This window comes from Chryseobacterium sp. KBW03 (assembly GCF_003852415.1).
Classification (GTDB): Bacteria; Bacteroidota; Bacteroidia; order Flavobacteriales; family Weeksellaceae; genus Chryseobacterium; species Chryseobacterium viscerum.
Map to the genome: position 1 here is coordinate 303,141 of NZ_QAJO01000001.1, position 25,708 is coordinate 328,848.

Consider the following 25,708-nt stretch of genomic DNA (forward strand, 5'->3'; position numbering starts at 1 on the left):
TTGATGTAATATATATTGTAATACTTTATAACCACCCCGTCAAAAATTCTTTGAATTTTCGCCACCCCTCCAAAAGAGGGGAATGATGGCAGACATTTATGACAACTAGAGGTCACTATTCCTAACACCTAATTCCTGCTACCTGCTACCTGCTACCTGCTACCTGCTACCTAAAAAAACAAAAAACCGTTCATTTCTGAACGGTCTGTATTTTAATGAATATGTTTTTCTGCGTGGTAAGAACTTCTTACAAGAGGCGAACTTTCAACGTGTCTGAAACCTAAACTTCTTGCAAAATCTCCAAACTCATCAAACTCTTCCGGAGTGATGAATTTTTTTACAGGAAGATGTTTTTTAGTCGGCTGTAAGTATTGTCCCATAGTAATAACATCTACGTTAGCATTTCTGATATCTTCGATGGTTTGGAAAACTTCATCTTTGGTTTCACCCAACCCCAGCATTACTCCAGTTTTTGTTCTTCTCTGTCCTGCTTCTTTCAGATATCTCAAAACTTCAAGACTTCTTTCATATTTAGCCTGGATTCTCACTTCTCTTGTCAAACGTTTTACGGTTTCCATGTTATGAGAGATCACTTCCGGAGCTACGTCTACTAATCTGTCTAGATGTTTTGTAAGTCCCTGGAAATCCGGAATCAGAGTTTCCATGGTAGTTCCCGGAGAAATTCTTCTTACAGCATTTACGGTTTCTCCCCAAAGAATAGATCCCATATCTTTCAGATCATCACGGTCTACAGAAGTAAGAACGGCATGTTTGATCTTCATTAATTTGATTGATCTTGCTACTTTTTCAGGTTCATCCCAGTTTACATCCAGCGGTTTTCCTGTTTTTACGCCACAGAATCCACAGCTTCTTGTACAGATATTTCCTAAAATCATGAAAGTGGCTGTACCTTCACCCCAGCATTCTCCCATGTTCGGGCAGCTTCCGCTTTGGCAAATGGTATTTAATTTATATTTATCAACCAAAGTTCTCAGCTCTCTGTAATTCTTTCCGGTAGGAAGTTTTACGCGGATCCATTTTGGTTTTTGAACGGTAGTGTCTTGAACTAAATTTTCCATTTCTAAAATTGAAGTTCAAAGTTAAGGATTTTTTAATGGAAACCATCAACCGGAAATATTGATGAAACTAATAATTCAAAATTTCATTTGTATATTTAGGTCTTCAAAATATCTTTATGAGAAAAACATTCTGCCTTTTATTGGGAGCATCCGGAATATTCTGCCTGGCTCAAAAACAATTTCAGCCAGCGGGTTCTACCATCCTCGAAACGGTAGATGGAGATCTTGATGGGGATAAAATTCCTGAAAAAGTAATGATATACACGACAAAAGATGAGGGCGAGATGGGAAAAATCCGTGAAATTCAAATTTTGAAAAAAGTGAACGGAAAATGGACTATCCTGGAAAAATCAAGAAACGCTGTTATGGAAAGCAGTGCGGGAGGAATGATGGGTGACCCTTATCAAAGCACTGGAATTGAAAAAGGGATTCTCACCATTATCCAAGCCGGAGGAAGCAGCTGGAAATGGGATGTTACAGATAAATATAGATTTCAGAACGGACATTTTGAGTTAATAGGAACCTCCACCTCTTCGGGAAGACCCGGAGATTACTGGAAAGATATAGATTTCAATCTTTCTACAGGACAACTGAACTATACAAAGGAAGTAGAAAATACCGCTGAGTATGGAAAATCCTTAAAGGAAACTTATATTCAGAAAGGATTAAAGATCAATCTTCAAAACAGGAATCAGGAGAAGCAACGAAAAATCATGCTTCCGAAAACAAAGGAGGAGGTTTATTTCTAATGAATGTCTTCTAAATTTAAGTTTTGGCTGAAGCCAATTTTGAATCTTGTCATTCTGACGAAGGAAGAATCTTATTGATGAACAAATTGATGAGATTCTTCACTGCATTTCTGAACTACATTCGCAGACCTTCAGCCTGTGTTCAGAATGACACTTTTGAGATAACTTGTTTTATTAAATAACTTGATATTTCTGAAGTTTAATTATCATCAAACTCGTTATTCTTCAAGAGTTCAGCTAAGACTTTTTTAGCACGCATTACCCGTACTTTGGTATTGGCAACGGAGATTCCCAGCTCTTCAGCAATTTCTTTGATGCTTTTTTCTTCAAAAAATCTCAATTTGATGATGTCCTGATAATTGGCATCCAGAGATTCTATGGTTTTGATGATTTTCTTTTGTTCTTCTTGAGAAATCAGAAGTTCTTCAGGAGATTTTGCATATTGATTTTTAACCTCATCTAAGTTTTCAACGGCATCTTCATTGTCGCGGTTCTTCTTTCTCCAGAAATCGATCACTGTATTTTGGGCAATAGTAAGTACCCAGGTTTTAAACTGAAAATGAGGATCGAACATATCCAGCTTCGATAATACTTTTGAGAAAACATTCACGGTGATTTCATCGGCATCATTTTCATCTCTCACCTTTTTCATCACAAAAGAGAAAACATCCACCCAAAAAACATTAATGAGTTTAGTCTGGGCCTTCTGGTCTTTATCCTTGGCCTTCTGTATGAGCAGGAATAGCTGTTCGTCGTTCATTAATAACAAATATAGATTATTTGGGGTGAAAAAGCAAAGGGATAAAAAGGTTCCGCCATTCTATTTTCAAAGTGACCGGCTGGAAAGTTTTGAGGATATTCTTATTTTACATTCCTGCCCTATCCTCCTTTCGCTTTTTTACCCTTAATCTTTCTGAATTTACTATCTTTGCAACTTAAAATTTTAAAGTTAAAAATCAATGAATTCCTTTATAGAAGAACTTAAATGGCGTGGTCTGTTTGCCGATATGATGCCAGGAACCGATGAACAACTGAATAAAGAGGTAACTACTGCATATATTGGTTTTGATCCTACGGCCGATTCTTTACATATCGGAAGTCTTATCCAGATTAAGATTTTAGCTCACTTCCAGCAGCACGGGCACAAACCGATTGCTTTAGTAGGAGGTGCTACAGGAATGATCGGGGATCCATCCGGGAAATCTTCTGAAAGAAATCTTCTGGATGAGGAAACTCTTTTACACTATGTTGATTGTTTAAAGAACCAGCTTTCAAAATTCTTAAATTTTGATGGAAATGAGCCTAACAAAGCTGAGCTGGTCAACAACTATGACTGGATGAAGAACATTTCTTTTCTTGATTTTGCGAAGAATGTCGGGAAGAATATCACTGTCAATTATATGATGGCAAAAGATTCTGTAAAGAAGAGACTTTCCGGAGACGCAGGTGTTGACGGAATGAGTTTTACAGAATTTACCTATCAGTTAATTCAGGGATATGATTTTCTTCACTTATACCAAAATAACAATGTAAGGCTACAGATGGGAGGTTCTGACCAGTGGGGAAATATCACTACAGGAACAGAATTGATCCGTAGAAAAGCTCAGGGTGAAGCTTTTGCATTAACTGTTCCTTTGATCACAAAAGCGGACGGTTCCAAGTTCGGAAAGTCTGAAAGCGGTGAAAACTATTGGCTGGATAAAAAGAAAACATCTCCTTACAAATTCTACCAGTTCTGGCTGAATGCTACTGATGATGATGCCGAAAGATTCATCAAGTTCTACACTTTCTTAGGAAAAGAAGAAATTGAAGCATTGATTGCCGAGCACAAAACAGCACCGCACGAAAGAAAACTACAAAAGAAGCTTGCGGAAGAAGTAACAATTTGGGTACACGGAAAAGAAGAATATGAAAAGGCACTAAAAGCTTCTGAAATTCTTTTCGGACGTTCTACTGCTGAAGATTTGGTAAGCCTTGATGAGGAAACTTTCCTTGAAGTTTTTGACGGAGTTCCCCAAAAAGAAATTGTAAGAACGGATGTTTTAGCAGTAAATATTGTTGATCTTCTTTCTGAAAAATCAGGGTTCTTAAAATCTAAGAGCGAAGCACAAAGAGAAATCAAAGGAAATTCAATCTCTGTGAACAAACAAAAAGTAAATGATACTTTTACAGCCAATGAAACGGATCTTATCGACGGTAAGTTTTTATTATTGCAAAAAGGTAAGAAAAGCTACTTTATTGTAAAGGTTCAATAAGTTTAAAAATATTTTATCATTATAAAAAGACTGTCTCGTACAGTCTTTTTTCTTTTTATCCCAATACAACTGGGCTAGGAAAAGAACTTCAAGGTTTATTTGAGAAAGCTTCAATTGCTGAAGAACTGTTTTTAAATTTTCCGACTGTAACAACCACTGTAAAAATTTGACAAAATTGATCAACTGTGTTATGCAGATATCGATTGAAAAATAAAAAAAACCGCTTCAAGAGCGGTTTTATATATAAATATTAAAATAATTTATGGTTCTAAGAAACTGTAATCGATAGAAGCAACCTGTACTCCCTTACCTTTTTTCTTCACAGTTCTTGCTACTTCTCCATCTATGTAAAGATTGATAGTCAATTCGGAGTTGTCATCCGGCATTGACGCGTTGGCATCAAGATTCAGCTGTGCCTGGCTGGAATTCACAAAAAACTCTCCACTTGTCCAAGGCGAAGTTACAGGTGATTGCGGAGTATTGTATATAGTATTTTGCGCTGTACCAACCTGTGTTACAACACTTATAATATTTCCTCCGGCAGTTGTCTTCACTTCGAATTGAACCACATGATCCTTAAATTCCTCGTCGTCATCTTTTTTACAAGAATTCACAACGGTAATTACAGAAAATAATAAAACGAATAAAAAAGAAAGTCTAAGTAAACTTTTTGAATTGTAAAATTGCTTCATTTCTCCAAATAGATTTTTTAATGTTTCAAATATAAGTTTTTTATTAATATAAAAATAACTTTTATGAAAATTTTCCAACAAAAAATTCCAAATAATATCAAATCAATAAAAAGAAAAAGTAGTCACAAAATTCAAAAATACACTTCAAAGAATCAATCATTAAACATACAGCATTATACAGATGAAGTTCGTTGTATGAATAATAAAAGTTAAAATTCTGAAGGTAATTTAAGTATATTTGCTGTATGAATTTAGATTATCTAGTAAGAGAACCGGAAACGATTACACCCAGCACGCCTATTCTTTTTATGCTTCATGGCTATGGCAGTAATGAGCAGGATCTTTTCAGTTTCAGAGAAACTCTTCCTAATGACTGGATCATTGTAAGTTTCAGAGCTCCGCATGATACTCAGTTTGAAGGATACTCCTGGTATGATATTAATTTCAACGATCCAGAAAACTTTATTGATGTTCCTCAGGCAAAGGAATCTTTAGATGCTGCACTGGAAAGTATATTAAAGATCATCAACCATTATGGACTGACGGAAAGTAAGGCTCATCTGTGTGGCTTCAGCCAGGGAGGAATATTGTGTTATGCTTTGGCTTTGAAGCATCCTGAACTTTTCAATTATGTTGCCTGTCTAAGCAGTTATCCTGAAGATAAAATTTTGGATGGTATTGTAAAAGATAAAAAGAAACTGGAAGGACTTCGTTTCTTCATTTCTCATGGTACTGATGATGCTGTAATCCCACTTGAATGGGGAAGAAAAGCGGCAGACCTTCTTTATGACCTTAGCTGCTATTTTACTTTCAGAGAATATATGAGCGGACATGGTGTAAATCAAAAGAATTATATGGATCTGATGGAATTTTTCTCCAAATAAGCAGAATCCAATTTTAAATAAATTCAACAAATAACACTACTTCATTGTAGTTTGTACAAACATTCCAGCTTTTGGAATGTTTTTTTATTATTATACAGATAAATTCAGTAAATTCAGTAAATGAAATTTAAATTGCTTTTACTGGGATTATTTCTAAGCATTTTTGTAAATGCCCAGAATTCTTTTGAGTTGATTAATACTAAAAAAGCGGTTATTCCTTTTCAGCTTATCAACAACCTTATCTTTATTCCTATTAATGTCAACGGTGCAGAGCTTACCTTTCTGCTTGACACGGGAGTATCAGAAACCATACTTTTCAGTCTGGAAAATAAGGAACTCAAACTAAGTAATGTTGAAAAAGTCAAATTTTCCGGTCTTGGAGGAAGCTTAAGTATTGATGGCTTAAAATCTGACCGCAATTTGGGTAAAATAGGAAATGAAATTGTCAATACTTCCATGTCTCTTTATATCATTATTGATGAAGAATTTAATATTTCTCCTCATGTAGGAATTCCTGTAAATGGAGTAATCGGATATCATTTTTTCAAAAACCATCCTATTTACATCGATTATGCCTCAAAGAAAATAACGGTCTATGAAAATTCTGATCTTATCAAAAAGAAAATCAAACGGTTTGAAGAATTTCCAGTGACCATTGAAAAAGATAAACCTTATCTGTATGCCGGTGTAGAAATGACGAATGAAAAGAAAGATTCAAAACTGCTGATAGATCTCGGCAACAGTGATGCTATCTGGCTCTTCCCTACTCTTATTAAGGATTTCGTTTACAACAGACCCAATATTGATGATTTTCTTGGGCGTGGTTTCAATGGAGACATTTATGGCAAAAGAAGCAGGATTCATAATTTCTATCTTGGAAGCTTTAAGTTTGAAAAGCCCCTTACCGCTATGCCGGATGAATTCTCTATTCAGCATGTCAAATTGGTGGAAAGCAGAAAAGGTTCTGTGGGAAGTGAAATTATGCGGAGATTTACCGTAGTTTTTGATTACCCCAACCAAAAACTGTATTTGAGAAAAAACAGATATTTTGACGATCCTTTTCATTTTAATATGAGCGGACTGGACTTCAAACAGGACGGACTGGAATGGCAGGAAGACAAGTTAAAAATTGAGACCCAAAAATCTACCATGGTAGCCACTGAGGTTTATAAAGACTCTTTCCAGTATAAGTTCAGTTTAAAACCTATATTTTCCATTGCCGGAGTAAGAAAGGATTCTCCTGCTGATGTAGCAGGTCTGCAAAAAGATGACAGAGTTCTAAGCATCAATGGGGAGCAAACTTCAAATATGACTCTGGAAAAAATTGTAGAATTGATGAAATCTAATGAAGGCCGAAATATCAACATGATTATTCAAAGAAAAAATCAAAAACTGACGTTGAGTTTCGCACTGGAAGACCCAATTCCTTATCAAGAATAACAATATGAATACTGAAGAAAGCACCTTAGACAGAATAAGAACAAGACCCAGATTTAAAATGTTTACTCATCTTACAAAAGAAGAGTATGCTGAAAGTTTGAAAAAATATATGGAAGATCATAAAAATGAATTTTCTGGGAATATCAATAAGGAAATTGCAACGATCTGGGTGAAAACAGAATACGACAATTACTGGAAGCCCCGTCTTGCTTTACGGATAGAAATTGAAGATGAGCATACGGCAATACGTGGAGTATTTGGTCCCAGTTCTGCAGTGTGGACCTTCTTCATGTTCCTGTATTTTTCCTTTTCTATTCTCTGGATGACCTTTTTCACTATGTATTACGTAGAAAAGCAAATAAAAAGCGCTGAATACCCTTGGGCACTGAGCGCTTCTTTTGTGATGTTATTTTTTATTCTTCTTACTTATATTGCTGCAAGATTCGGGCAGCATAAGGGTAAAGATGAAATGATTAAGCTGAGAAAATTTGCTGAAGAATCTACTCTGCAGTTTGAAAAGAAAATTAATTAGACTGTGATTCTACAGGTTTTTCATTCTGAACCGGTGTCGCCATTGCTCTTGCAGCTTTGATAGAATCTGCTACTTTTTCTCTGTTGCTTTGCTCTTTCAGCATTTTAGGAACATCTGGTTCCAGAAGTTTCGTAAGTTCTTCAACGGATATATTGTTGGCATTCGGATCTTCCAACAGTTTTCGCCATGGTTTTCTTCCGCCCCAATTATAATCCCCGAATACCATTACTGCCGTACCTTTGGCCTTTGTAGTCGCTCCCCCCGGATTCAGAATCCAGGTATCTGCGTAGGAATACAGCCATTGGGCATCTTTCCTTAATAGTCGCAGACATGAGTGTGATGCAGGATATCCCGGAAGGGTATATTCATGCCATCCGATTCCTCCAATATTGTGAATATTAAAATTATAAGGAAGTTTCCATTCGCTGCTCACCGTAGAAATTGCCAATTGCTTTTTCCAGTTCGCAAAAGTAAGTCCTCTTGTTGTCTGAGCTGCTTTTTTCCCCATACTGGTAGGTCCCCATTTCACAAGACTTCCATTGGAATATACTGCAAAAGCCTGTATAGGATATGAGAAAATAACAAACTTTTTCACCCCGCTCAGGACATCCAGCTGCATGGGAAATGGTGAATAAGCCATTAATGTGGTATCTATTTTCGCAGGAACTACCAATGTATCGGAATTCCATTTACTTTTAGAATCGAGTCTGTTTAAAGCTAAAATAGCTGTACGCTCTCCCACACTGAATTTTTTACTGAATTCTGCATATACAGAATCCCGCATCTTTTTATCTTTTGGAATAACAAATGCATTATAAAAGCCATTCTCCTGCATGGCAGGCGGAATAGATTCTTTCTTCACTACAGGAACAGAATCTTTCTTTATAGAATCTTTTTCTGCCTCCGGTGTTTCCGAAGCAGAAACTGTATCTTTAAAAGTATCGCTTATTTTCTCTATTTCTTTTTTACAGGAAACAAGTAAAACGGCGCATAAACATGCATAGATAAAGGACTTTTTCACAGATATGTTTTTCATAAATAAATTGGCCATCTAGTTTGGCTACCCAGTACAAATATCAGACCTAAAATTGAATCATAAAAATCATTCTTAAAAATACCGTAAAAAAACGGATGCTTTATCATTATAACTGAGAGATTGTATCTGATTGATTTTATAAATATTACGGGCACAAAGAGGTTTCAGGACTTTTACATAAAAATTATTCTTCCGTCTGTTCTTTCGTAGCCACCCATTCTAAAATTCCTTTTTTACCAAAGCGGTAGATATCCTGGTGCCACCTTGCTCCCCCTCTGCATCCTGTTTTTAAAAGCTTCTTCTCTTTTTCTACAGCCACATCACAGAGACAGGAACAGCTGGAACGGGAATAATCCGGTTCTTTAAGCCTTTCAAAGCGTTTGATCCCAGGATTATACAGGTAAATATCAAATATTCTGTAAACGCCCATTCCTTCATCAGGAACAGAAAATGCAATATCCTCATACCCGTCAAAGTTGTAATCTGCTACAATACTCTGTCTGGCAAATGAAGGGGTATCCGGAGAAGGGAGCTCTATAGCTGTTTTTTTACCATCAGGATAATCAATAGTGAAATGATTGTTATAAAAATGATTAAAGGCAAGCACAGCACCGTGAAGCAGATATTTGTCACTTCCATCATATTTCTCATCTTCAACCATTTCAAGCTTAAACTTTCTATTATCTTTTCCTCTTGTATAGCTAATGTTCGAAGCAGTATGATTCATTATTTCAAACCTGTATACTCCATTTACCTTTCCACCAATCATTTCATTCCAGATATAATAATAGATATCCGGCTCTCCGTCATTTCTCCCTTCTTTATCAATTTTAAAACTTTTTATCTGCAAAGGAATGATGTCTTTCTTCCCTGAATATCGCACGAAAGCTCCCTTCCCTTCTGATCCGTAATAAAGGGTAAGCGTAAACTCTTTCGCTTCTCCTGCCGATTTCAGGGTAAACGGCTGTGCAGAGATCATTGCAGAAACCATTATGATACAGAATAAAAACAGGTTTTTCATAACGACCAATTTACATAAACAGGTTCAATACAAATCTTACAATCCATAAAAAAACGATTAAGAGCAGTATTGAAAACTGAACTTTATTGACATTCTTATTCCCGAACTTCCATACCAGAATTCTATCTATGATAATCACCAGCAACACCGGAACTAAGCTGAACAGTAAGTACATTCCGAATAATCCATCGGCAGCAGAGTTTCCTGTAATGAGAATAATCGAAGTAATCAATCCTGCAATTATAGCAATGATTCCTGCAATAAAGAAGAGCGTCCAGTTTTGAAATTGTTTTTTCATGAAAGTCATATCATTAGTCAGTTATATTGAAACGAGTATTCAATCTGTAATAGTAAAATATCCAAAAAGCCAGCCAGGGTAAATTCATAATCAGGAAAATCACCGTTTCTTCACCGTCTACCTTTCCATCTGTAATGGAAAAAAAGGAAAAAACAGAAGCTATTACGGGCAGCAGAAACCAGCACAATATGGTTTTAATTTTCCCATGGAATGATTTTAAAAGAGAAAGCAGGCTGCTTAAAGAGAGTATGCTCAGGAATAATATCCAGAAAACTATAAAAACATAAGCAAGACCGCTCATATCACAATTCCTCGGCTCATCTCTTACTTCTTTGGTTGCATTTAAAAATAAAATCAAAAGCACTATGGAGATTATTGTAGAAATCAGCCAGGTTTTAAGTATGGAGAATAAAATAAATTTTCTTTTGGACATTCGATTGGTGCTTACTAGCTAAAATAGGAATATCCGTTCAATATACAAAACCGGAAAATCCCGGAAAAAGCTTATTAAAATTTACATATTAATTACCCTCTATTTTTCTGAACTGATATTTAATGATTTGTTAAAGATGCTATGCCCATATTATCTATAATTTTGGCAAAATATCAGTTATCATGTTATACATCATTATGGTAGTTGTACTACAGGCACTTATCACCCTTACTTTACTCATTTCTCTTATCAAAAACAGGGAATCTGTACTGAATATGTTACTATTGTATATCGGAGTGGTCACACTGGATATGGGATATGAATATTTCATCATTCAAAAATTCGGTTATGAATCTGTTCTGTATGAAATTCCGGGAAGCCTCCGCGTTTTTAAAGGACTTATTTTCTTGTATATTACAACGTATTTAATTCATGCCAGGTGGAGAGATAAGCTCAAATACCTGATTGCTCCGCTAACGTTGGTTGTTATTCATCATGCCATTGCTCTTTCTGCAAAGATGCTGGATCTTTCCTGGGCAGATCTGGCGATCAGAACTTATAAATCCTACTTCGTTTATTACACGTATTATTGGATTGCATGTCTGGTTTTGTGTATTTACTTACTGACCAAATACCACAAAAACATTACCCATCCAGTAGCCGGTAATTTCCGTTATCTGGTTTGCTATGTATTGATGGGGGTTATAGTTTTCTGGACGGTCTATCAATTGGGCTGGAATACTTTGATCTATCAGAAGATCTACAGCCTTCTGTTTCTTTTCCAATTCGGGTGGATTTTGTACGTTTATATTTTAACGTACCAGCACAAACTCCAGCAACAGCAAACACCGGTTCTTTTTTCTATTCCAAAAGAAACATATCAATATAAAGACCTTTCAAAAATAGATTTTGATGCTGTACAAAATGCCATCACCTCTTTCTATCAGAAAAGCAATGTGTATCTGGATGAGGAGTTTACATTAGATCAGCTCTCCGGTCATCTGAAAATAAGCAAAGCGGATCTAAGCATCACTTTTAACAAACATCTTCATTCCAATTTCCACGAATATACCAACAGAAGCCGGATACAGCACTTTAAGCAGATCTTATCGGAAGATCCTTCCGCCAGTGTAACGGATCTTGCGTTTCAATGTGGTTTTAAATCCAAATCTACTTTTTATAAATATTTTAAGAAGGAATTCGACTGCCTTCCCTCTCAGCTTGTTCATTAGTTACAATTATTTAATATTAGCAACTTACTGATTTGCAACACAGTTCACTTCGAACTCAACAGATACAGTTGCATAAAATTTAAATGAACCAAAACTTTTGAAGGAGCTGACATCTTTGCACCAAACTTTATAAGGATGTCACGAGAAAGACTTTTTTTAACAAAAGCAGCATTTTTTCTTCTTGGGCCTCTGGCCTTTGCTCAAACCACCATACACGGAACCGTAGTGGACAGTCAGGGAAATCTTCCCAACGCCCTGGTTTATATTGAAAACAGCGGACAGAAGGTAACTTCCGATACCGATGGTTCTTTTGTTCTTAATAATGTTTATGACGGAAGTTATAAGCTTGTTGTAGAATACAAAGGATATGACAATGTTTACATTCCATTTACGATTGCGGATAAAAAGGAGGTAGATCTTGGATTAATTAAATTTGGAGCTAAATTTAAAGAAAACAGCCTTCAGGAGGTAGTCGTTACCAGTATGTATAAAGCATCACAGGCCAGAGCGATTACCATGAAGAAAAACTCCAATACAATCACAGAAGTACTTTCTGCAGATGCCATCGGAAAACTGCCGGACCGTAATGCAGCCGATGCTGTACAGCGTATGCAGGGTGTATCTATTGAAAGGGATATGGGTGAAGGACGTTTTGTAGCGGTAAGAGGAACCCCTATACAATGGACCTCTTCTACCCTGAACGGTAACAGAATGCCGAGTGCCAGCGGTGATAATGCCAACCGCGGGGTTCAGATGGATATCTTTCCTTCAGAACTTATTCAGAATGTCCGCTTGTCCAAAGCTCTGACTCCTGATCTTGATGGTGATGCCATTGGAGGAAATGTAGATTTTATCACGAAAACCTCTCCCAATAAAGAGACTTTGGCTGTAAGTATGGCTACAGGATACGTCAACATGTCAAAATCCCCCAGTTACAACACATCTATCGTCTACGGAAATAAAATCACTGATAAGCTGAAATTCATTACCTCAGCAGTGATCTGGGAGCGTTCTACTGCTATTGATCAGATGAGGAATATTTACAACTATGGACTGAAAGATAAAACAGCCTCTTATTCGATCAATCAGCTTCAGCTTCGTGATTATCTCGCGAACCGGAGAACGCTGGGATTCAATTTGGGATTGGATTATGAGATAGACAGCAGGAATAAGCTATATGTAAAAGCACTATACAGCCAATATAAAGACGGTCAGTCGGTAAGGGAAACCTATTTTAATTTTGACAGTAAAAATGTCATGCTGCAGGCCCGTCATGCAGATTATCTTACAGATCTGTATTCTATGCAGCTGGGTGGTAACCACCAGGTAGGACAGCGTATGCAGGTAGATTGGTCTTTATCCAAAGCGCGTTCTGAATTTAAGTTCAATTCGCCGGATAATCTTGAAAAGGATCAAAGGGGCTATCCTATCATTAATTTCATCCAGCCTATGACTTATGGAAATTTATCTGCTGACGGAAGAAAATATATGGCAATGGATGCTCCGGACGGCACTGGTGATACCGGAAGATATACCCTTCCGTATAATCAGCAGGCAATAGCGGCAGATAAACTTAAATTGAATCAGATTATCCTAAGCCAGAATCATAATAGTGAAACGGATCTTAGAGGACAGGTTGATATCAAATATAAAGCAGCGGATAATTTTGAGATTAAATTCGGAACAAAATACAACAACAAGAATAAAATAGTTGACAGCTCCATATTGGTTTGGATGCCTAAATCATCATTGGGAATTCCAGGATCTCCGGTAACTTATTTAAACCAGCTTGAGCGTGAAGGTTTCCCATACAAAGGAGGTTTTATGAATCCTTTGGGCAATCCTTATAATGCTGTGATCATCGATCAGATTACCAACGCTCAGATCGACCAGATGTACAATCCCGGTACACAAAACAGTCTAGGGCTGATGCAGGTAAGCAGTAAAGACAGCAATTCTAATATTACAAGTTCCTATAGAGGCACTGAAAACGTATGGGCCACTTACCTAATGGGAACATGGAAAATTTCAGATCAGCTTCAGGTATTGGGAGGTTTCAGAAATGAATATAATGACGTTACTTTCTGGGGCAAAAAAGTAGTCTCTGATAAAGACAATAAAACAGAAGATATTAAGGATACAAAAACCTACAATGTAGTGCTTCCGATGTTCAATATGAAATGGAATATCAGCAGCGACCGTATCCTGAGACTTGCTTATACCCGCTCTTTTGCAAGACCGGATTTCAACGACCTTAATCCCGGAACCATTGTGAATGATATCACCAATACCATTACTCAGGGAAATACCAAACTTGATCCTACATTTTCAAACAATTTTGATCTTATGTTTGAGAACTACTTCGGAAAACTGGATCTGATAACAGCCGGAGTATTCTATAAAGATATCACGAATCTTATTTATAAAGATCAATCGGTGGTAGATCTTGCAGGAAGAACCTATACTTTTACAGCCCCCAAAAATCTGGAAGGTGCTAAGCTCTTTGGGTTTGAATTCGGAGTCTCCAAACGTTTTGAAAATCTTCCCGGATTTTTGAAAAACATCGGTTTTGAAGGAAACTACACCTATATCTCCTCTAAAATGGATATGCCGGTGTACGAAAACGGCAAACAGACAGGAACAATGACGACCACAATTCCTAATCAGGCAAAACATATTTTCAATACAATCCTTTTTTATGAAACCAGCAAATTGATGGTACGCCTTGCCGGGAATTATAAAGGAAAGTATGTAAGTGAAATCAGAGCGGCAGCAGGGGCAGATCATTATCAGTATTTTGATAAAAACTTTACCATGGATCTTTCTACTTCTTACAGCATTACAAAGAAAGTCCGCCTGTTTATAGAGCTTAACAATATTCTTAATGAGCCCAACCGCTATTATATGGGAACAAAAGACCGTGTAGAAAACATTTCTTACTCAGGAATACGCGGACAGCTGGGATTCAACTTCAATTTTTAATCAAAAGTTTTTTATTCATATGAAAAAGTATATATATGGAGCTGCATTGTGTATGACAGCACTGGTACAGGCACAGGATAAATGCCAGAATGTAAGAATCAATCAACTGCAGATTGTGGGAACTCATAATTCGTATGCCCAGCCGGTAGACCCCAAAGTGCTGGATCTGGTAACCCCGATCATTAACGGAATGATGCAGAAATACAGCAGCATGATGTCTGAAGACCAGAAAGCCAAATTTAAAGAATACCATCCATACGGAATGGATCTGAAGGAAGGCCTGAACTACAATCATCCCGACTTTACAGAACAGCTCAATGCCCATCTCCGAGGACTGGAAATAGATGTCTATTATGATCCTGAAGGTGGCAGGTTCACTCACCCTGCAACCTACGAGGTACTAAAAGCAAAAGGAGCAACTGATCTCGCACCTTTTAATACGAAAGGACTGGATCAGCCTGGTTTCAAAGTCCTACATATGGCAGATATAGATTTCAGAACTCATTATCCGACGTTAAAAGATGCCCTTACAGCTCTTAAAACATGGTCTGATCAACATCCTGGGCATACTCCGGTTTTTATGATGATCGAAGCAAAAGATTCAGGTTTCCCGATTCTTGAAAACAGTACGAAGGTATTACCTTTTGATAAAAAAGCATATGATGACCTGGACGGAGAGATTGTAAAATACCTTGGAAAAGATAAAATTATCACTCCAAAAGAAGTTCAGGGGAGTTACAAAACACTGAAAGAAGCTGTAATACATAATAACTGGCCCAAACTGAATGACAGCAAAGGGAAATTTATTTTTATGCTGCTTCCCGGCAGTGCCGGAACGTTGTCTTCTAATAACAATCCTTATCTGATAGAGGGCTCATTAAAAGAGAGAGTCATGTTCCTGAACAGTGAGCCCGATGATTCTTTCGCCGGATTTATATTGCGTGATAATGCCATCGTAAGGCAGAAGGAGATACAGGATCTGGTAAAACAAGGTTTTATAGTCAGAACCCGATCAGATATTGAAACGTATGAGGCTAAAACCAATGATTTCACAAGAGCAAAAGCAGCATTCAGCAGTGGTGCACAGGTTATTTCCACAGATTTTTTCCGCTCAGGAAACACCTATGGAACACCTTACTTTGTACAGCCGCCTCAGCAGAAAGATTATCTTAATAATCCTTTAAACTCTTCGTGCAAATAAATAGAAAGCCGGTTCTGTTGAGAACCGGCTTTTTGATTTTAATATCTCTATTTTATGAGAAAGTCTCTTAAAGTTTTTATACCAGTCCCTCCAATTGCTGGAAAATAGGAATCAGTGATTTTCCTTTTTGAGTAAGATAATATTCTATGTGTAAAGGTTTCTGCTTGATGACAACCCTTTCCAGTAAATCCATCTCCTCCAATTCTTTCAATGCAGTGGATAATGATTGCTTATTGGCTCCTTCTATTTCCCGTAACAGCGTACTGAAACGTAAAGTTGATTTGGCTGCCAGACTAAATATTTCTGGTCTTAGTTTACCCGAAAGTACTTTCAAAAGTTTTTTTGCAGGACATATCTCCTCACTCTCTATCGAGCTTGGGTTAGTCATATTTTTTTGACTCATTGTGTGTTTTTTTTAATATCGTATATTTGCAAACATAATGGTTATTAACCAATTAATACAACTTTACACCCATATTTGATAAGAAACATTGCAGAAAGAATAAAAAAATCAATAGAAAATTCTTATTAATATAATATTTATTTTATGATATTTCTTCATAATTGTCCTGATTGTAAGTTGGTATAATTGCAAAAGTTGATTATCAATTATTTTTATAAAAACTAATACCTAAAAACACAAACATGAAAAAAAGACCTTTATTCCCAATCTGGGCTGTACTATTTTCTATTACATCAGCCAATCCTTCTTCATAGAACAACACGAACTGGTATCCTTACAATAGACATACTTAATTGGAAAGTTACATTCTGGTGACAGCTTACAATGATGATCCAAATTTTCATATTGTAATTTCGATTTCATCAACCAAAAAATGAGCAGTCGTCATGAGCATTCAGTTCTGAAGAGCTTTTATAATAATTAAAAGACTGACAAACAAACAGTTATTATTTAACAAAAGTATATCTGCTGTATTGTATTTCATCCCATTTCTATGATTGGGACACTTCAACTGTAAAATATGAATACAAGCTATTCATTAAATAGAATCGAATAATAACCTAAAAAAACATGCGCATGAGAAAAAAAACTTTCTTATCAATCTGGGCTGTATTATGCTCAGCGGCATCCGTTTATGCTTCTCCACGAGGCGATACGGATTGGCATTTCCGCAATGCCCCCATTATTCCGGGGAGTTACATTCCTGTAACGACCTATAATTTTGATCTGGACCCTCTGATTGTAATTTCACAAAATGTTAATCAAAAAGGAGCGGTTATCATGAGCGGTCAGCTCAGCAAACCTGTTACCACGAGTGATGTTTTAATTTCAGTAAAATATCAGAATGCTCTGGGAGAATGGATCAGTGCATGGTGCAAAACATTATATGCCGCCAATGTGTATAATGAAAATCTTAATGCCACTTTTGAATTGCCTGCCTCTGCGAGCAGCGGTACCTATAATTTAAAAGTTGAGCTAAGCTCTGAAACCAATAATTTCACCGGTATAACATGGAATAAAGCGGTAAGTCATTATAAGTTTGGAGATTATTCAGCAAGTGCCTGTGAACTGGATGAAAATGAATATACAATATTATTCACCCCGAAAAAGAATGGTACTGTATTGTTCAATCCTAACGGAAGTGTTTCCGGCGTAAAGGACAGGGTAAAATCACAGCATTTGACGAAAAAACTGGATGATATTGTTTTATCAGTCAATGCAAACGGTACGTTAGATAACACGAATCCCAATGCACCTGTCATCAACATTGAAAATCCTAATAATCTCGGTACGATTGCCAGCTCACAGAAATTTATCTACCAGGGCAGTGACACAAGCCCTTTTGAGTTTTCTTATCATGATCCTGTTTATGTATTTGCAGGTAAGTTTTCAAGTTCGGGCTTCTTTATTAACTTCAGTAACTGGTTTTTACCTCCTGAGGAGGGCGGAGAACCCTGGGGGAGAGGATATTTGGATTTTACAAACCCTAATGCTTTAGTCAACAGGTATTACAACCTTTACAATTACATCAACGAGAAACTGACCGACATTATTTCGGATCAAGAGCCTGTCGTTATTGTTGTAAGCAAAATAACAGGTTTCAGGGTATACAAATCTACCGGACAGTATATCACGGTCAATGCATTAAGCAATTATAATACAGTGAATGATTTCGGTTACCCTCCTTTATATGACAAGCAGAGAGGTCCCGGATCTGAAAATTTCTTTCTGAGCAATACTCCTAAAGCTTCTTTATATGGTATTGGAGCCATCAGAAACAGAAAAGTACGCGCTGACTGGAACGGACCGATGAGACCACTTTCGGAAGTAGAAGCTGAAATCAAAAAATTCATAAAATACGTAGGTATTTTTGGAAATTCAACAGCATTTGATTCACCAGATTGTTCAAGCACCTGTTTTGTAATTAATGCCGGAGCACTGCCTGATAATACAATAGCAGACTGGACCAAAGCTCCTAACAGTTATATTTTCACAGGTAAGGATAATGATGGCAATAATGTAGACGGACTTTACATTCCCGTAAAAAAAGCCTATGAAATGTGGCACAATGGGAATTATATAAAAGGGATCGATGTACCTTCCGGAACAATAACAGCTGATGTATTGTGGGAAGACAACATGGGATTGATAAAATCTAAAGAAAGCTATACTTTGGACATTATAGGTTCAGGTGAAAATGCAAAAATAAAAGTTCCTGTAAACAAAGTAAAAAAAGGAAATGCCGTAATTGCCTATAAAGTAAATGGAGAAGTTTTCTGGTCATGGCATGTTTGGGTAACAGATGACCCAACAAATGGCTCTACCTACAAAAGCTATGATGACGTAAAGAGACAATTGAGTGACGGAACTGTAGAAACTATTCCTAATTCTGAGTGGGGCTGGATGGACAGAAACCTTGGTGCCATCGGGAGTACCCTTAATGGAAATGGCTGGCACAAAAACGGAGGACTTTTATACCAATGGGGAAGAAAAGACCCTTTTCCTTCGTTAACATATACTGATGCCAGTTTTTATCAGGTAACCGGAAGCATAGGAAAGGTAATTTATGATGATGCAATACCGAGATTGAGATTTACCAACAGTCCTTTCAATGATTATAAAAATTTCAATGAGCTGAGACTGTTTGTCAATAAATCCGCGGCTAACATAACGGATAACATCAGAGCATCGGTTAAAAACCCTTTAAGCCTGATGTACGTCAACGATGACGGTACTACTACCCCATCCACATATGGAACAATTAGCAATATTCCTTACTATTACAACTGGTTTGGGCAGGTACCGGGATTACAGACTAATGAGTTAAGTAAAGTTAACTTATGGTCCGATAACTCTCAGGGAGTACAGGCAACAGATATTTCTGTTCCACAGCCGTATAGAAATAAATCTTCTTATGACCCTTGTCCGAATGGATGGAGATTACCTTCCGTATTGGTTGCATCATCAACAAAGAATGTAAGAATGGATTTTACACCTTTTGGAGCTAAAGTAAACAGTCCACTATCGGCTTTAAATGGAGTTCAGTCAAATATACCTCCCGGATTATCTAATTTAAAAGGATATCTTGCCGGTATAAAAGTATACCCTCAGTCTGGTTTTGATATGACCAATGTTGGTGGTAACAATATCGGGATATTCCCAGGAACAGGATGGATAGGAAGAGGAGCTGCTACAGATGCAAGATATCACACTAAAGCAACTTTTACAGACCAGCTTGAAACTTATCTGTGGACATCTACAATGACTACTTTTGGAGATTATTCAACAATAGCAAGTGCATTAAGATTAATTCCTGCTGCTGACCAGATCGTGAATAACTACCGACCTGATGCTGCCAATTATCCTAATGTCTATGGTTTGTATAGTTATAGACCTTCTGATGACTATTCAACCAATAACGCACATGCCTGCAGATGTATAAAAGATCCGTTATTTGTAAAAAATAACTATAATTTTGAGACTACTTTCTTTACTGAAACTGAAACCTATAAAACAGGATTAGATAATCCCAATACTTATATGGTTACAAAATCTACTGCAGATCAGATCGTTTCAGTACCGGTAAGTAAAGCTTTCTCTGTACAGAGTAATTATTTAGGGAATACCCAGATCCTGAATACAACAAGCTTTAATGATTTAAAAGCGAATATCCTTTGGACAGATAACCCTGCTTTAATCACACAATTAACACTGGATAATACAGCTTCCAAAGATGCTAATATCAACGTGAAGGTGAATGCCAATCAGTCTGGAAATGCTGTAGTTACCTTACATAATGGTTCCATCAGTAATCCTGTATATTGGAGCTGGCATATTTGGGTAACCAATAATTCGGTCAATTCTTTTACTCATGTAAATGATACCCCTATTACCACTGATAATTACGTAAATTATACCCAATATGGAACGATTCTGAAAACAACCATCATGGATAGGAACTTAGGAGCTGCTGAGGCAATGCCAAGTCCTTATAATCCAACAGTTGCTGCCCAGGTAAACCAACTGAACAGTTCACAGGGATTACATTATCAATGGGGAAGAAAAGACCCACTGCCTATATTCAATAATATCAATGGATCTAAATACAATATATTCCTAGGTACGACGAATAGCAGCGGTGCTGTAACCTATTCTACCTCTACAGAAGCGAATTATAATTCAAGTAATATCGTGAATTATAATACCTATAAGAGCAGCATTACTGCAGCAGATAAAATAGATGTGAGAATAGAAAAAATTCTGGGATATTCTGTAGCCAATCCATTAAAGCTAATGATGCCGGTAACCGCCTACCCATATCGTGGAGATAACACTCCTCACTATACTTTAGCTTCAGACTGGTTGTTTGATACTCAATACCATAGTTTATATGACGAAAGATGGGGAATCGGTGGTAAAAAATCAGTATTTGACCCTTGTCCTAATGGATGGAGAATCCCTGAGGTTCTTGGTAAAGGAACAACAAAAACGTCTCCATGGAGTCTTAAAAGTAATCCTGAAGCCCTTAGAGCTATTGACGGTACAGAAGCTGGTTATTATGGAACACCTATCTACAGTGTAACTGCACCAAGTTTTTGGGGGAAAACAGTAGGTTATTCATTTACTAACAGTTTGTACAATATTGGAAATTATCCAAAAGCCGTGAGCAGAGGCAGCAGAAGTGTAATGTATGCCGCTGCCCTGAATACCACTGTTGGTGCATCAGGAGGAGTATGGTACGCTAATCTAAATGGTGAAATGACAGGAAGATCTACTTATATGTATTTTGACATTTATAGTAGAAATAATGTAAAAAACACCGATATAGATCCTTTTGCATCTCTAAGCTGCAGATGTGTAAAACAAGAAGATAACGGGATTCCTAGAGGCCCGCTTCCAGGGATTCCTGTAACACCCAATACAGGAATTCAAGCCAGAACTGCTTTCAGTAAAGTTGCTATCGAGGAAAAAGTAAAAGATGATCAATTAGTTCTTTATCCTAATCCTGTAAAAGATATCTTATATATTGAAGCAAAAGACGATAAGGACTACTATTATCAGATTTATAATATGTCCGGACAGCTTATGAAAGAAGGTAAATTTATCAATAAACAGACAGATGTTACTTCATTGTTGACCGGAGCTTATCTGGTAAGAATTAACAACTCTGAAACTATTGTAAAAATTATTAAAAAGTAATTATAAAACACTGCTTAATAACAATGATGGCCGGAATTTCTTCCGGCCATTTTTTATGTTGAACAGATGATAGACTGCAAAACAGCCAGCACTGTAATAATCACGTGAATCTAGAGTTTCTCATCTTTTATCAAGAACCTGATCAACAAAAAAAGTCTTCAGTTTCTAGAAGACTTCTTGCGATCCGGATTTATATAATATCGAACCAATTATCACTACAAATCAAAAATCCCTGTTTATCAGAGATTTTGATTATTTTTCAGCTTTTTAAAACTCCAAACTTATTATTTTCTCGCAACATTTGTTCGAGGGAGCGAGCTGCTCTTATATTCCTAAAAATGGCAAAATAAGAATGTAGAAGATTAGAAAGTAATTTTATTCCAAATCCTCTTTTTTATTATTAATATATTGGTATTCATAGGGTTTCATTCCTTCTTTTTCTTCAAAAACATTATTAAATGTAGCACTATATAAAAATCCTGCTTCTGTATATATTTCCCGCATACTTTTTTTATTCTCCAATAAATCCTTTTTAGCATGCTGAATTCTGTAGTGATTAATTAAGTCATTAAACTTTCTTCCTTTCTTGTTAAGCGCCATCGAAACATATGTTTTGTTGGTTCCTACTGCCTTTGCAATATCCGTAATCTTAATATCCGGATTTGTATAAGGCCTTTTTTCTTCCATATATGTTATTATATTGTCATAAAGCTTGTCAAACTTTAATTGATACACAAAATCTTTTACATTCTGATCATTGTCTGCAGAAGCATATATCTTAGGTGGAGAAAAAAGCTTTTTCGGCTCGCTGGCATCATATTCTACATATACGTATACATTTAATAAAAATGATACAAATAAAAGGATTACCGTACCATAGTTCAGCAACAGCAACTGCTCCTGAGAAAATCTCTTAAACAGATGATCAGAATAAGAATCAATATGGAACAGATAGGATATCACAGGAGCCATAATAAGCGTGAAAATTAAATATAATCCAGATTTTAAAGTGCTCTTTTTATTTCCGAAATATAACGAGAAAAAGGGAAGGAAAATTCCCCATAAGAGATAAACGGGCAGATTTCTCCAAAGAATAATACTTCCTAAAAAATGCAGTAAAAAATAAGGATTTATAAATAAGTTTATGATTTGTACAATAGTATAATTCACTTTACTGTACAATCCCAGATAAACCAGATAAATTGTGAAAAAGAAGGCTACTACGTGAATGAGGGTCAAATATTCAGAGCCAAATATGTAGAAAAAAATACCAAAATATATTGTCCTTGCAAAGGTAAGTCCACTATATACTTTTATAAATTTTTTTTTAAACTTTAAATCTTTACTATCCATTTGTGATACTTTTAATTAAAAATAGGTTGCTCTGATAATAAATAAACAAAATATTCAATCTGGATAAAACATACCCATTTCATAATTATATTTATTTGATACAACGGAAAAATTTCTTTTTAATTAATTGGTTTTTAACTATTTGTGTTTTTGTAAAATTTTATCTTCTACATTAAAAATCTACTCGTTTTTATCCAAAAAAAACAACAATTTTGTTGAGTTATTGTTCAAATTTAAGAGCACTACAAATTACATAAACTTTTTAATATTCTGCAGATGAAAAAGAAAAATCATTATTAAATCATCACTTATTATACTAAAGTAATGTCTTTTCCTAAACATTAATACCCAAATCAAAGTTGAATATATCTGATCTACAAGATATTCTTCAATATATGATTTTGGCAAAAGCAGCGATTGATATTGTTGTGGGTTATGTGAATGATCTGGTAATCGAAAAAAACGGAAATTTTGGAAATACTGTGAAAAGTATTAAACAATATATTATATAAAAACACAAGAAAAACAATGAGAAAGAAAATTAGAATTATTAAGGTATGTAAAATACTGTTTATTTTTATCGGCATTTCTTCAGTAAAAACATATGGTCAAATAGGAATAAACACTCCTAATCCATATGCAGAACTTGATGTTGTATCCACAACAAGTGGAGTGTTGGTTCCTCGCTATACCGGTGTCCAGATAGAGGCATTGATAGCCACACCTACTGCTTCAAAAAACGGGATGCTGGTATTCTGTACCAGTGGCAACGGTATTTATGTAAATCAACGCTGTCTATACAGTTATATTTATGACAGTACAACTCCGGCTAATTCTGCATGGGCATCCTGGTGTGGCTATGGTGGTGGCTATCGCAGAAATGTAACTATAGTAACCGGCAGTAAAACTGTGGCAGCTCCTTATACTGTTCAGCCGACTGATGATGTTATTTTTTGCAGATTTAGCAGTACTGATGCAGGCCTAACAGTTAGTGCACTATTCCCTTATAAAAATACTACACCAAATATTATTTTACCTGATCCTTCTACTTGCAAAGGAAGACAATTGGTTATATACAATGATAGCGGCTATGCTATGTCCAGAACAGGAAGTACCGTTTCAGATGCTTATACAGGTGTAAATGTACTTACAAACTACCCATTTTATACCAATAGAGGATCATTTCAACCCAGTTACAATCTTTCGTTGAGCAACACTTATCAAGGTAACTATACTGTTGGGTTTATGGGGGATATGAAAGGCACCAGGATACAGCTTGTTTCAGATGGTACCCGATGGCTTACACACGATATGAATGATTAATCACTCCGTCAATAATTTTAGACAAACAAACATGAAAAAAAATATTTTATTCTTATTTATTACAGGATTAGCCTATAGCCAAGTAGGTATTAATACAGCTTCTCCAAATGCCGCGTTAGATGTTGTTTCTACTACAAAAGGAGTCTTGATTCCCAGAATGAACAATACTGCAATGCTGGGACTTACCGTAACGAGTGCACAAGATGGAATGGTAGTGTATAATACCACGTACAATTGTTTTTATTTTTATGATACGATCAATACAATATGGCAATCTACATGTAATACTATTGGGAGTGTGACGAGAAACACAACCATCGTAACAGGAATACATAATACGAGTAGTGACACAACCAACCCGCCTTATACAGTGGCACCTAACGATGATATTATCTTTTTCAGATATACTTCTTCCACAGCCAACTTATCTGATCCTACCACTGGTTTAACTTCCCCAGATTTTATTAATTCATCACAGGCAAATATAATTTTACCGGATCCTCATACTTCTAAAGGCAGAATGCTTACCCTTATTTTCGATGACGTTCAGGCAGGCATTCATAGCTCTGCCTCTGCAGTAAATTATTATACCAACTATCCTATCTATGGGCATAAATTAGAAGGTGCCTATACTTATTACAATAATCCAAATTCTGCCGGAGGAGGTATTTTTAATTCTAATTTACAATATAAGCATACTTATCAATTGAATGATTCAACCGGCAGTAAAATGGAAGTTATAAGTGACGGTGTACGTTGGATCGTTTTCGGTCCTGAAAGCTAATTAAAAACAGAAACAATGAAAAAATTAAGTTTATTATTATTTATTTTACTTACAATCAGAGGATTTAGCCAAATAGGTGTCGGAACTGCCAACCCCAAAGCGATGTTAGATGTTACCTCTACAACAAGTGGTGTATTGGTTCCCCGCTATACAGGAGCTCAAATAGAAGCATTATCTGTAAGCGCCAATCAGGATGGAATGATAGTTTATTGTACAGATAATAACTCAGCTAATGCAACGGTAACCAGTGAAGGGCACTGGTACTGGAACAATACCGCTTTGAAATGGATGCCGGCCACTAAAGTAAACTTCGATAGTAATACTGTAGGTGTTAAAATTATAACCACTGCCTTAAGCAGTGCCACTCCATATACAGTGGGTCCTGACGATTCTTTTATTATAATAAGGCCTATCAGTATCAGCGCTTTGGTAGCTGCAACTAAAAGCGGAACAAGTCCTTTCCTGGAAACGACACGTAGAAATTTCATTTTACCAGATCCAACTGCCAATAGAGGTAGAATATTACGCATTATCAATGATGCATATTATGCGGGCGTAGGATCTGGTCTCATTTATTTTAATTACCCAATAGTAAATCGTTGGTATGAAGGACCATCTGATACTTATGCAGCTCCTAGTGATCAAGGTTATCAGCTTTCTAATACGTATCAAAATATGCGTATTTATATGGTAAGTGATGGTCTTCGATGGATAACAATAATTAGTGAATATTAATAAAAACATTTCAGTGA

The 25,708-nt window shown here is 36.3% G+C and carries 21 protein-coding genes; 12 read left to right on the forward strand and 9 right to left on the reverse strand.

The window, feature by feature from the left end; all coding sequences use genetic code 11:
* Positions 1 to 212 precede the first annotated feature (212 nt).
* The gene (gene lipA, locus DBR39_RS01255) at positions 213 to 1,079 is read right to left on the reverse strand and encodes a lipoyl synthase (protein WP_103233544.1); all 867 of its coding nucleotides are present in this window, start codon (positions 1,077 to 1,079) and stop codon (positions 213 to 215) included.
* Positions 1,080 to 1,195: 116 nt separating this feature from the next.
* Here lipA and DBR39_RS01260 point away from each other — a divergent pair, with 116 nt between their 5' ends.
* Entirely contained in the window at positions 1,196 to 1,828 is a 633-nt protein-coding gene (locus tag DBR39_RS01260) for a hypothetical protein (protein ID WP_124530503.1), read from the forward strand.
* Positions 1,829 to 2,027: 199 nt separating this feature from the next.
* Here the strand turns inward: DBR39_RS01260 and DBR39_RS01265 are convergent, their stop codons facing one another.
* Positions 2,028 to 2,588, reverse strand: coding sequence for an RNA polymerase sigma factor (locus DBR39_RS01265; protein WP_103233542.1), 561 nt, complete (start codon positions 2,586 to 2,588; stop codon positions 2,028 to 2,030).
* Between the two features lie 199 nt (positions 2,589 to 2,787).
* Here DBR39_RS01265 and tyrS point away from each other — a divergent pair, with 199 nt between their 5' ends.
* Positions 2,788 to 4,083 carry a tyrosine--tRNA ligase gene (gene tyrS / locus DBR39_RS01270; protein ID WP_124530504.1) on the forward strand — a complete coding sequence of 432 codons (1,296 nt, stop codon included), beginning with the start codon at positions 2,788 to 2,790 and terminating at the stop codon, positions 4,081 to 4,083.
* A 260-nt stretch (positions 4,084 to 4,343) separates the two neighbouring features.
* Here tyrS and DBR39_RS01275 read toward each other — a convergent pair whose 3' ends face one another.
* A complete protein-coding gene (locus DBR39_RS01275; RefSeq protein WP_228447737.1) occupies positions 4,344 to 4,775 on the reverse strand; it encodes a hypothetical protein in 432 nt (143 codons plus the stop codon).
* 245 nt (positions 4,776 to 5,020) lie between these two features.
* Here DBR39_RS01275 and DBR39_RS01280 point away from each other — a divergent pair, with 245 nt between their 5' ends.
* The 3 genes from DBR39_RS01280 (at position 5,021) to DBR39_RS01290 (ending at position 7,631) form a co-directional block, all read left to right on the forward strand.
* Positions 5,021 to 5,659, forward strand: coding sequence for an alpha/beta hydrolase (locus DBR39_RS01280; RefSeq protein WP_124530506.1), 639 nt, complete (start codon positions 5,021 to 5,023; stop codon positions 5,657 to 5,659).
* Positions 5,660 to 5,779: 120 nt separating this feature from the next.
* Positions 5,780 to 7,099, forward strand: a complete 1,320-nt coding sequence (locus tag DBR39_RS01285; RefSeq protein WP_124530507.1) for a PDZ domain-containing protein — start codon at positions 5,780 to 5,782, stop codon at positions 7,097 to 7,099.
* Between the two features lie 4 nt (positions 7,100 to 7,103).
* On the forward strand, positions 7,104 to 7,631 hold the full coding sequence (locus DBR39_RS01290; RefSeq protein ID WP_124530508.1) for a hypothetical protein: 528 nt from the start codon (positions 7,104 to 7,106) through the stop codon (positions 7,629 to 7,631).
* On the opposite strand, the gene DBR39_RS01295 is transcribed toward DBR39_RS01290, so the two are convergent.
* From DBR39_RS01295 to DBR39_RS01310, 4 genes are all read right to left on the reverse strand, one after another.
* On the reverse strand, positions 7,624 to 8,652 hold the full coding sequence (locus tag DBR39_RS01295; protein WP_124530509.1) for a L,D-transpeptidase: 1,029 nt from the start codon (positions 8,650 to 8,652) through the stop codon (positions 7,624 to 7,626). The genes DBR39_RS01290 and DBR39_RS01295 overlap by 8 nt on opposite strands.
* A 199-nt stretch (positions 8,653 to 8,851) precedes the next feature.
* On the reverse strand, positions 8,852 to 9,688 hold the full coding sequence (locus DBR39_RS01300) for an XAC2610-related protein (RefSeq protein ID WP_124530510.1): 837 nt from the start codon (positions 9,686 to 9,688) through the stop codon (positions 8,852 to 8,854).
* A 10-nt stretch (positions 9,689 to 9,698) separates the two neighbouring features.
* Positions 9,699 to 9,986, reverse strand: coding sequence for a hypothetical protein (locus tag DBR39_RS01305; protein ID WP_124530511.1), 288 nt, complete (start codon positions 9,984 to 9,986; stop codon positions 9,699 to 9,701).
* Positions 9,987 to 9,999: 13 nt separating this feature from the next.
* Positions 10,000 to 10,419 carry a hypothetical protein gene (locus tag DBR39_RS01310; protein WP_124530512.1) on the reverse strand — a complete coding sequence of 140 codons (420 nt, stop codon included), beginning with the start codon at positions 10,417 to 10,419 and terminating at the stop codon, positions 10,000 to 10,002.
* Between the two features lie 182 nt (positions 10,420 to 10,601).
* Here DBR39_RS01310 and DBR39_RS01315 point away from each other — a divergent pair, with 182 nt between their 5' ends.
* From DBR39_RS01315 to DBR39_RS01325, 3 genes are all read left to right on the forward strand, one after another.
* A complete protein-coding gene (locus DBR39_RS01315; RefSeq protein WP_124530513.1) occupies positions 10,602 to 11,651 on the forward strand; it encodes an AraC family transcriptional regulator in 1,050 nt (349 codons plus the stop codon).
* A 135-nt stretch (positions 11,652 to 11,786) separates the two neighbouring features.
* The gene (locus tag DBR39_RS01320; protein WP_124530514.1) at positions 11,787 to 14,633 is read left to right on the forward strand and encodes a TonB-dependent receptor; all 2,847 of its coding nucleotides are present in this window, start codon (positions 11,787 to 11,789) and stop codon (positions 14,631 to 14,633) included.
* 19 nt (positions 14,634 to 14,652) lie between these two features.
* Complete coding sequence (locus DBR39_RS01325) at positions 14,653 to 15,834, forward strand: phosphatidylinositol-specific phospholipase C domain-containing protein (RefSeq protein ID WP_124530515.1); 1,182 nt, start codon at positions 14,653 to 14,655, stop codon at positions 15,832 to 15,834.
* A gap of 76 nt (positions 15,835 to 15,910) precedes the next feature.
* Here the strand turns inward: DBR39_RS01325 and DBR39_RS01330 are convergent, their stop codons facing one another.
* Positions 15,911 to 16,237 (reverse strand): winged helix-turn-helix transcriptional regulator, encoded by a 327-nt coding sequence (locus tag DBR39_RS01330; protein ID WP_228447738.1) that lies wholly within the window; start codon positions 16,235 to 16,237, stop codon positions 15,911 to 15,913.
* Positions 16,238 to 16,873: 636 nt separating this feature from the next.
* On the opposite strand from DBR39_RS01330, the gene DBR39_RS01335 reads away from it, so the two are divergent.
* Positions 16,874 to 21,496 carry a T9SS type A sorting domain-containing protein gene (locus tag DBR39_RS01335; protein ID WP_185147110.1) on the forward strand — a complete coding sequence of 1,541 codons (4,623 nt, stop codon included), beginning with the start codon at positions 16,874 to 16,876 and terminating at the stop codon, positions 21,494 to 21,496.
* A gap of 375 nt (positions 21,497 to 21,871) precedes the next feature.
* Here the strand turns inward: DBR39_RS01335 and DBR39_RS01340 are convergent, their stop codons facing one another.
* A complete protein-coding gene (locus DBR39_RS01340; RefSeq protein WP_185147111.1) occupies positions 21,872 to 22,735 on the reverse strand; it encodes a helix-turn-helix domain-containing protein in 864 nt (287 codons plus the stop codon).
* A gap of 786 nt (positions 22,736 to 23,521) precedes the next feature.
* Here DBR39_RS01340 and DBR39_RS01345 point away from each other — a divergent pair.
* The 3 genes from DBR39_RS01345 to DBR39_RS01355 all read left to right on the forward strand — a co-directional run bounded on the left by DBR39_RS01345 (position 23,522) and on the right by DBR39_RS01355 (position 25,691).
* A complete protein-coding gene (locus DBR39_RS01345) occupies positions 23,522 to 24,172 on the forward strand; it encodes a hypothetical protein (RefSeq protein WP_124530518.1) in 651 nt (216 codons plus the stop codon).
* 31 nt (positions 24,173 to 24,203) lie between these two features.
* Entirely contained in the window at positions 24,204 to 24,956 is a 753-nt protein-coding gene (locus tag DBR39_RS01350) for a hypothetical protein (RefSeq protein ID WP_124530519.1), read from the forward strand.
* A gap of 102 nt (positions 24,957 to 25,058) precedes the next feature.
* Positions 25,059 to 25,691, forward strand: coding sequence for a hypothetical protein (locus DBR39_RS01355; protein ID WP_124530520.1), 633 nt, complete (start codon positions 25,059 to 25,061; stop codon positions 25,689 to 25,691).
* Positions 25,692 to 25,708 lie beyond the last annotated feature (17 nt).

What these genes read in the sequence shown, in the direction of transcription:
- DBR39_RS01275 (WP_228447737.1), bottom strand. Translation starts at nt 4,775, where the DNA reads ATGAAGCAATTTTACAATTCAAAAAGTTTACTTAGACTTTCTTTTTTA.
- DBR39_RS01260 (WP_124530503.1), top strand. Translation starts at nt 1,196, where the DNA reads ATGAGAAAAACATTCTGCCTTTTATTGGGAGCATCCGGAATATTCTGC.
- DBR39_RS01310 (WP_124530512.1), bottom strand. Translation starts at nt 10,419, where the DNA reads ATGTCCAAAAGAAAATTTATTTTATTCTCCATACTTAAAACCTGGCTG.
- DBR39_RS01265 (WP_103233542.1), bottom strand. Translation starts at nt 2,588, where the DNA reads ATGAACGACGAACAGCTATTCCTGCTCATACAGAAGGCCAAGGATAAA.
- lipA (WP_103233544.1), bottom strand. Translation starts at nt 1,079, where the DNA reads ATGGAAAATTTAGTTCAAGACACTACCGTTCAAAAACCAAAATGGATC.
- DBR39_RS01300 (WP_124530510.1), bottom strand. Translation starts at nt 9,688, where the DNA reads ATGAAAAACCTGTTTTTATTCTGTATCATAATGGTTTCTGCAATGATC.
- DBR39_RS01315 (WP_124530513.1), top strand. Translation starts at nt 10,602, where the DNA reads ATGTTATACATCATTATGGTAGTTGTACTACAGGCACTTATCACCCTT.
- tyrS (WP_124530504.1), top strand. Translation starts at nt 2,788, where the DNA reads ATGAATTCCTTTATAGAAGAACTTAAATGGCGTGGTCTGTTTGCCGAT.
- DBR39_RS01325 (WP_124530515.1), top strand. Translation starts at nt 14,653, where the DNA reads ATGAAAAAGTATATATATGGAGCTGCATTGTGTATGACAGCACTGGTA.
- DBR39_RS01290 (WP_124530508.1), top strand. Translation starts at nt 7,104, where the DNA reads ATGAATACTGAAGAAAGCACCTTAGACAGAATAAGAACAAGACCCAGA.
- DBR39_RS01320 (WP_124530514.1), top strand. Translation starts at nt 11,787, where the DNA reads ATGTCACGAGAAAGACTTTTTTTAACAAAAGCAGCATTTTTTCTTCTT.
- DBR39_RS01355 (WP_124530520.1), top strand. Translation starts at nt 25,059, where the DNA reads ATGTTAGATGTTACCTCTACAACAAGTGGTGTATTGGTTCCCCGCTAT.
- DBR39_RS01330 (WP_228447738.1), bottom strand. Translation starts at nt 16,237, where the DNA reads ATGAGTCAAAAAAATATGACTAACCCAAGCTCGATAGAGAGTGAGGAG.
- DBR39_RS01305 (WP_124530511.1), bottom strand. Translation starts at nt 9,986, where the DNA reads ATGAAAAAACAATTTCAAAACTGGACGCTCTTCTTTATTGCAGGAATC.
- DBR39_RS01285 (WP_124530507.1), top strand. Translation starts at nt 5,780, where the DNA reads ATGAAATTTAAATTGCTTTTACTGGGATTATTTCTAAGCATTTTTGTA.
- DBR39_RS01335 (WP_185147110.1), top strand. Translation starts at nt 16,874, where the DNA reads ATGAGAAAAAAAACTTTCTTATCAATCTGGGCTGTATTATGCTCAGCG.
- DBR39_RS01280 (WP_124530506.1), top strand. Translation starts at nt 5,021, where the DNA reads ATGAATTTAGATTATCTAGTAAGAGAACCGGAAACGATTACACCCAGC.
- DBR39_RS01350 (WP_124530519.1), top strand. Translation starts at nt 24,204, where the DNA reads ATGAAAAAAAATATTTTATTCTTATTTATTACAGGATTAGCCTATAGC.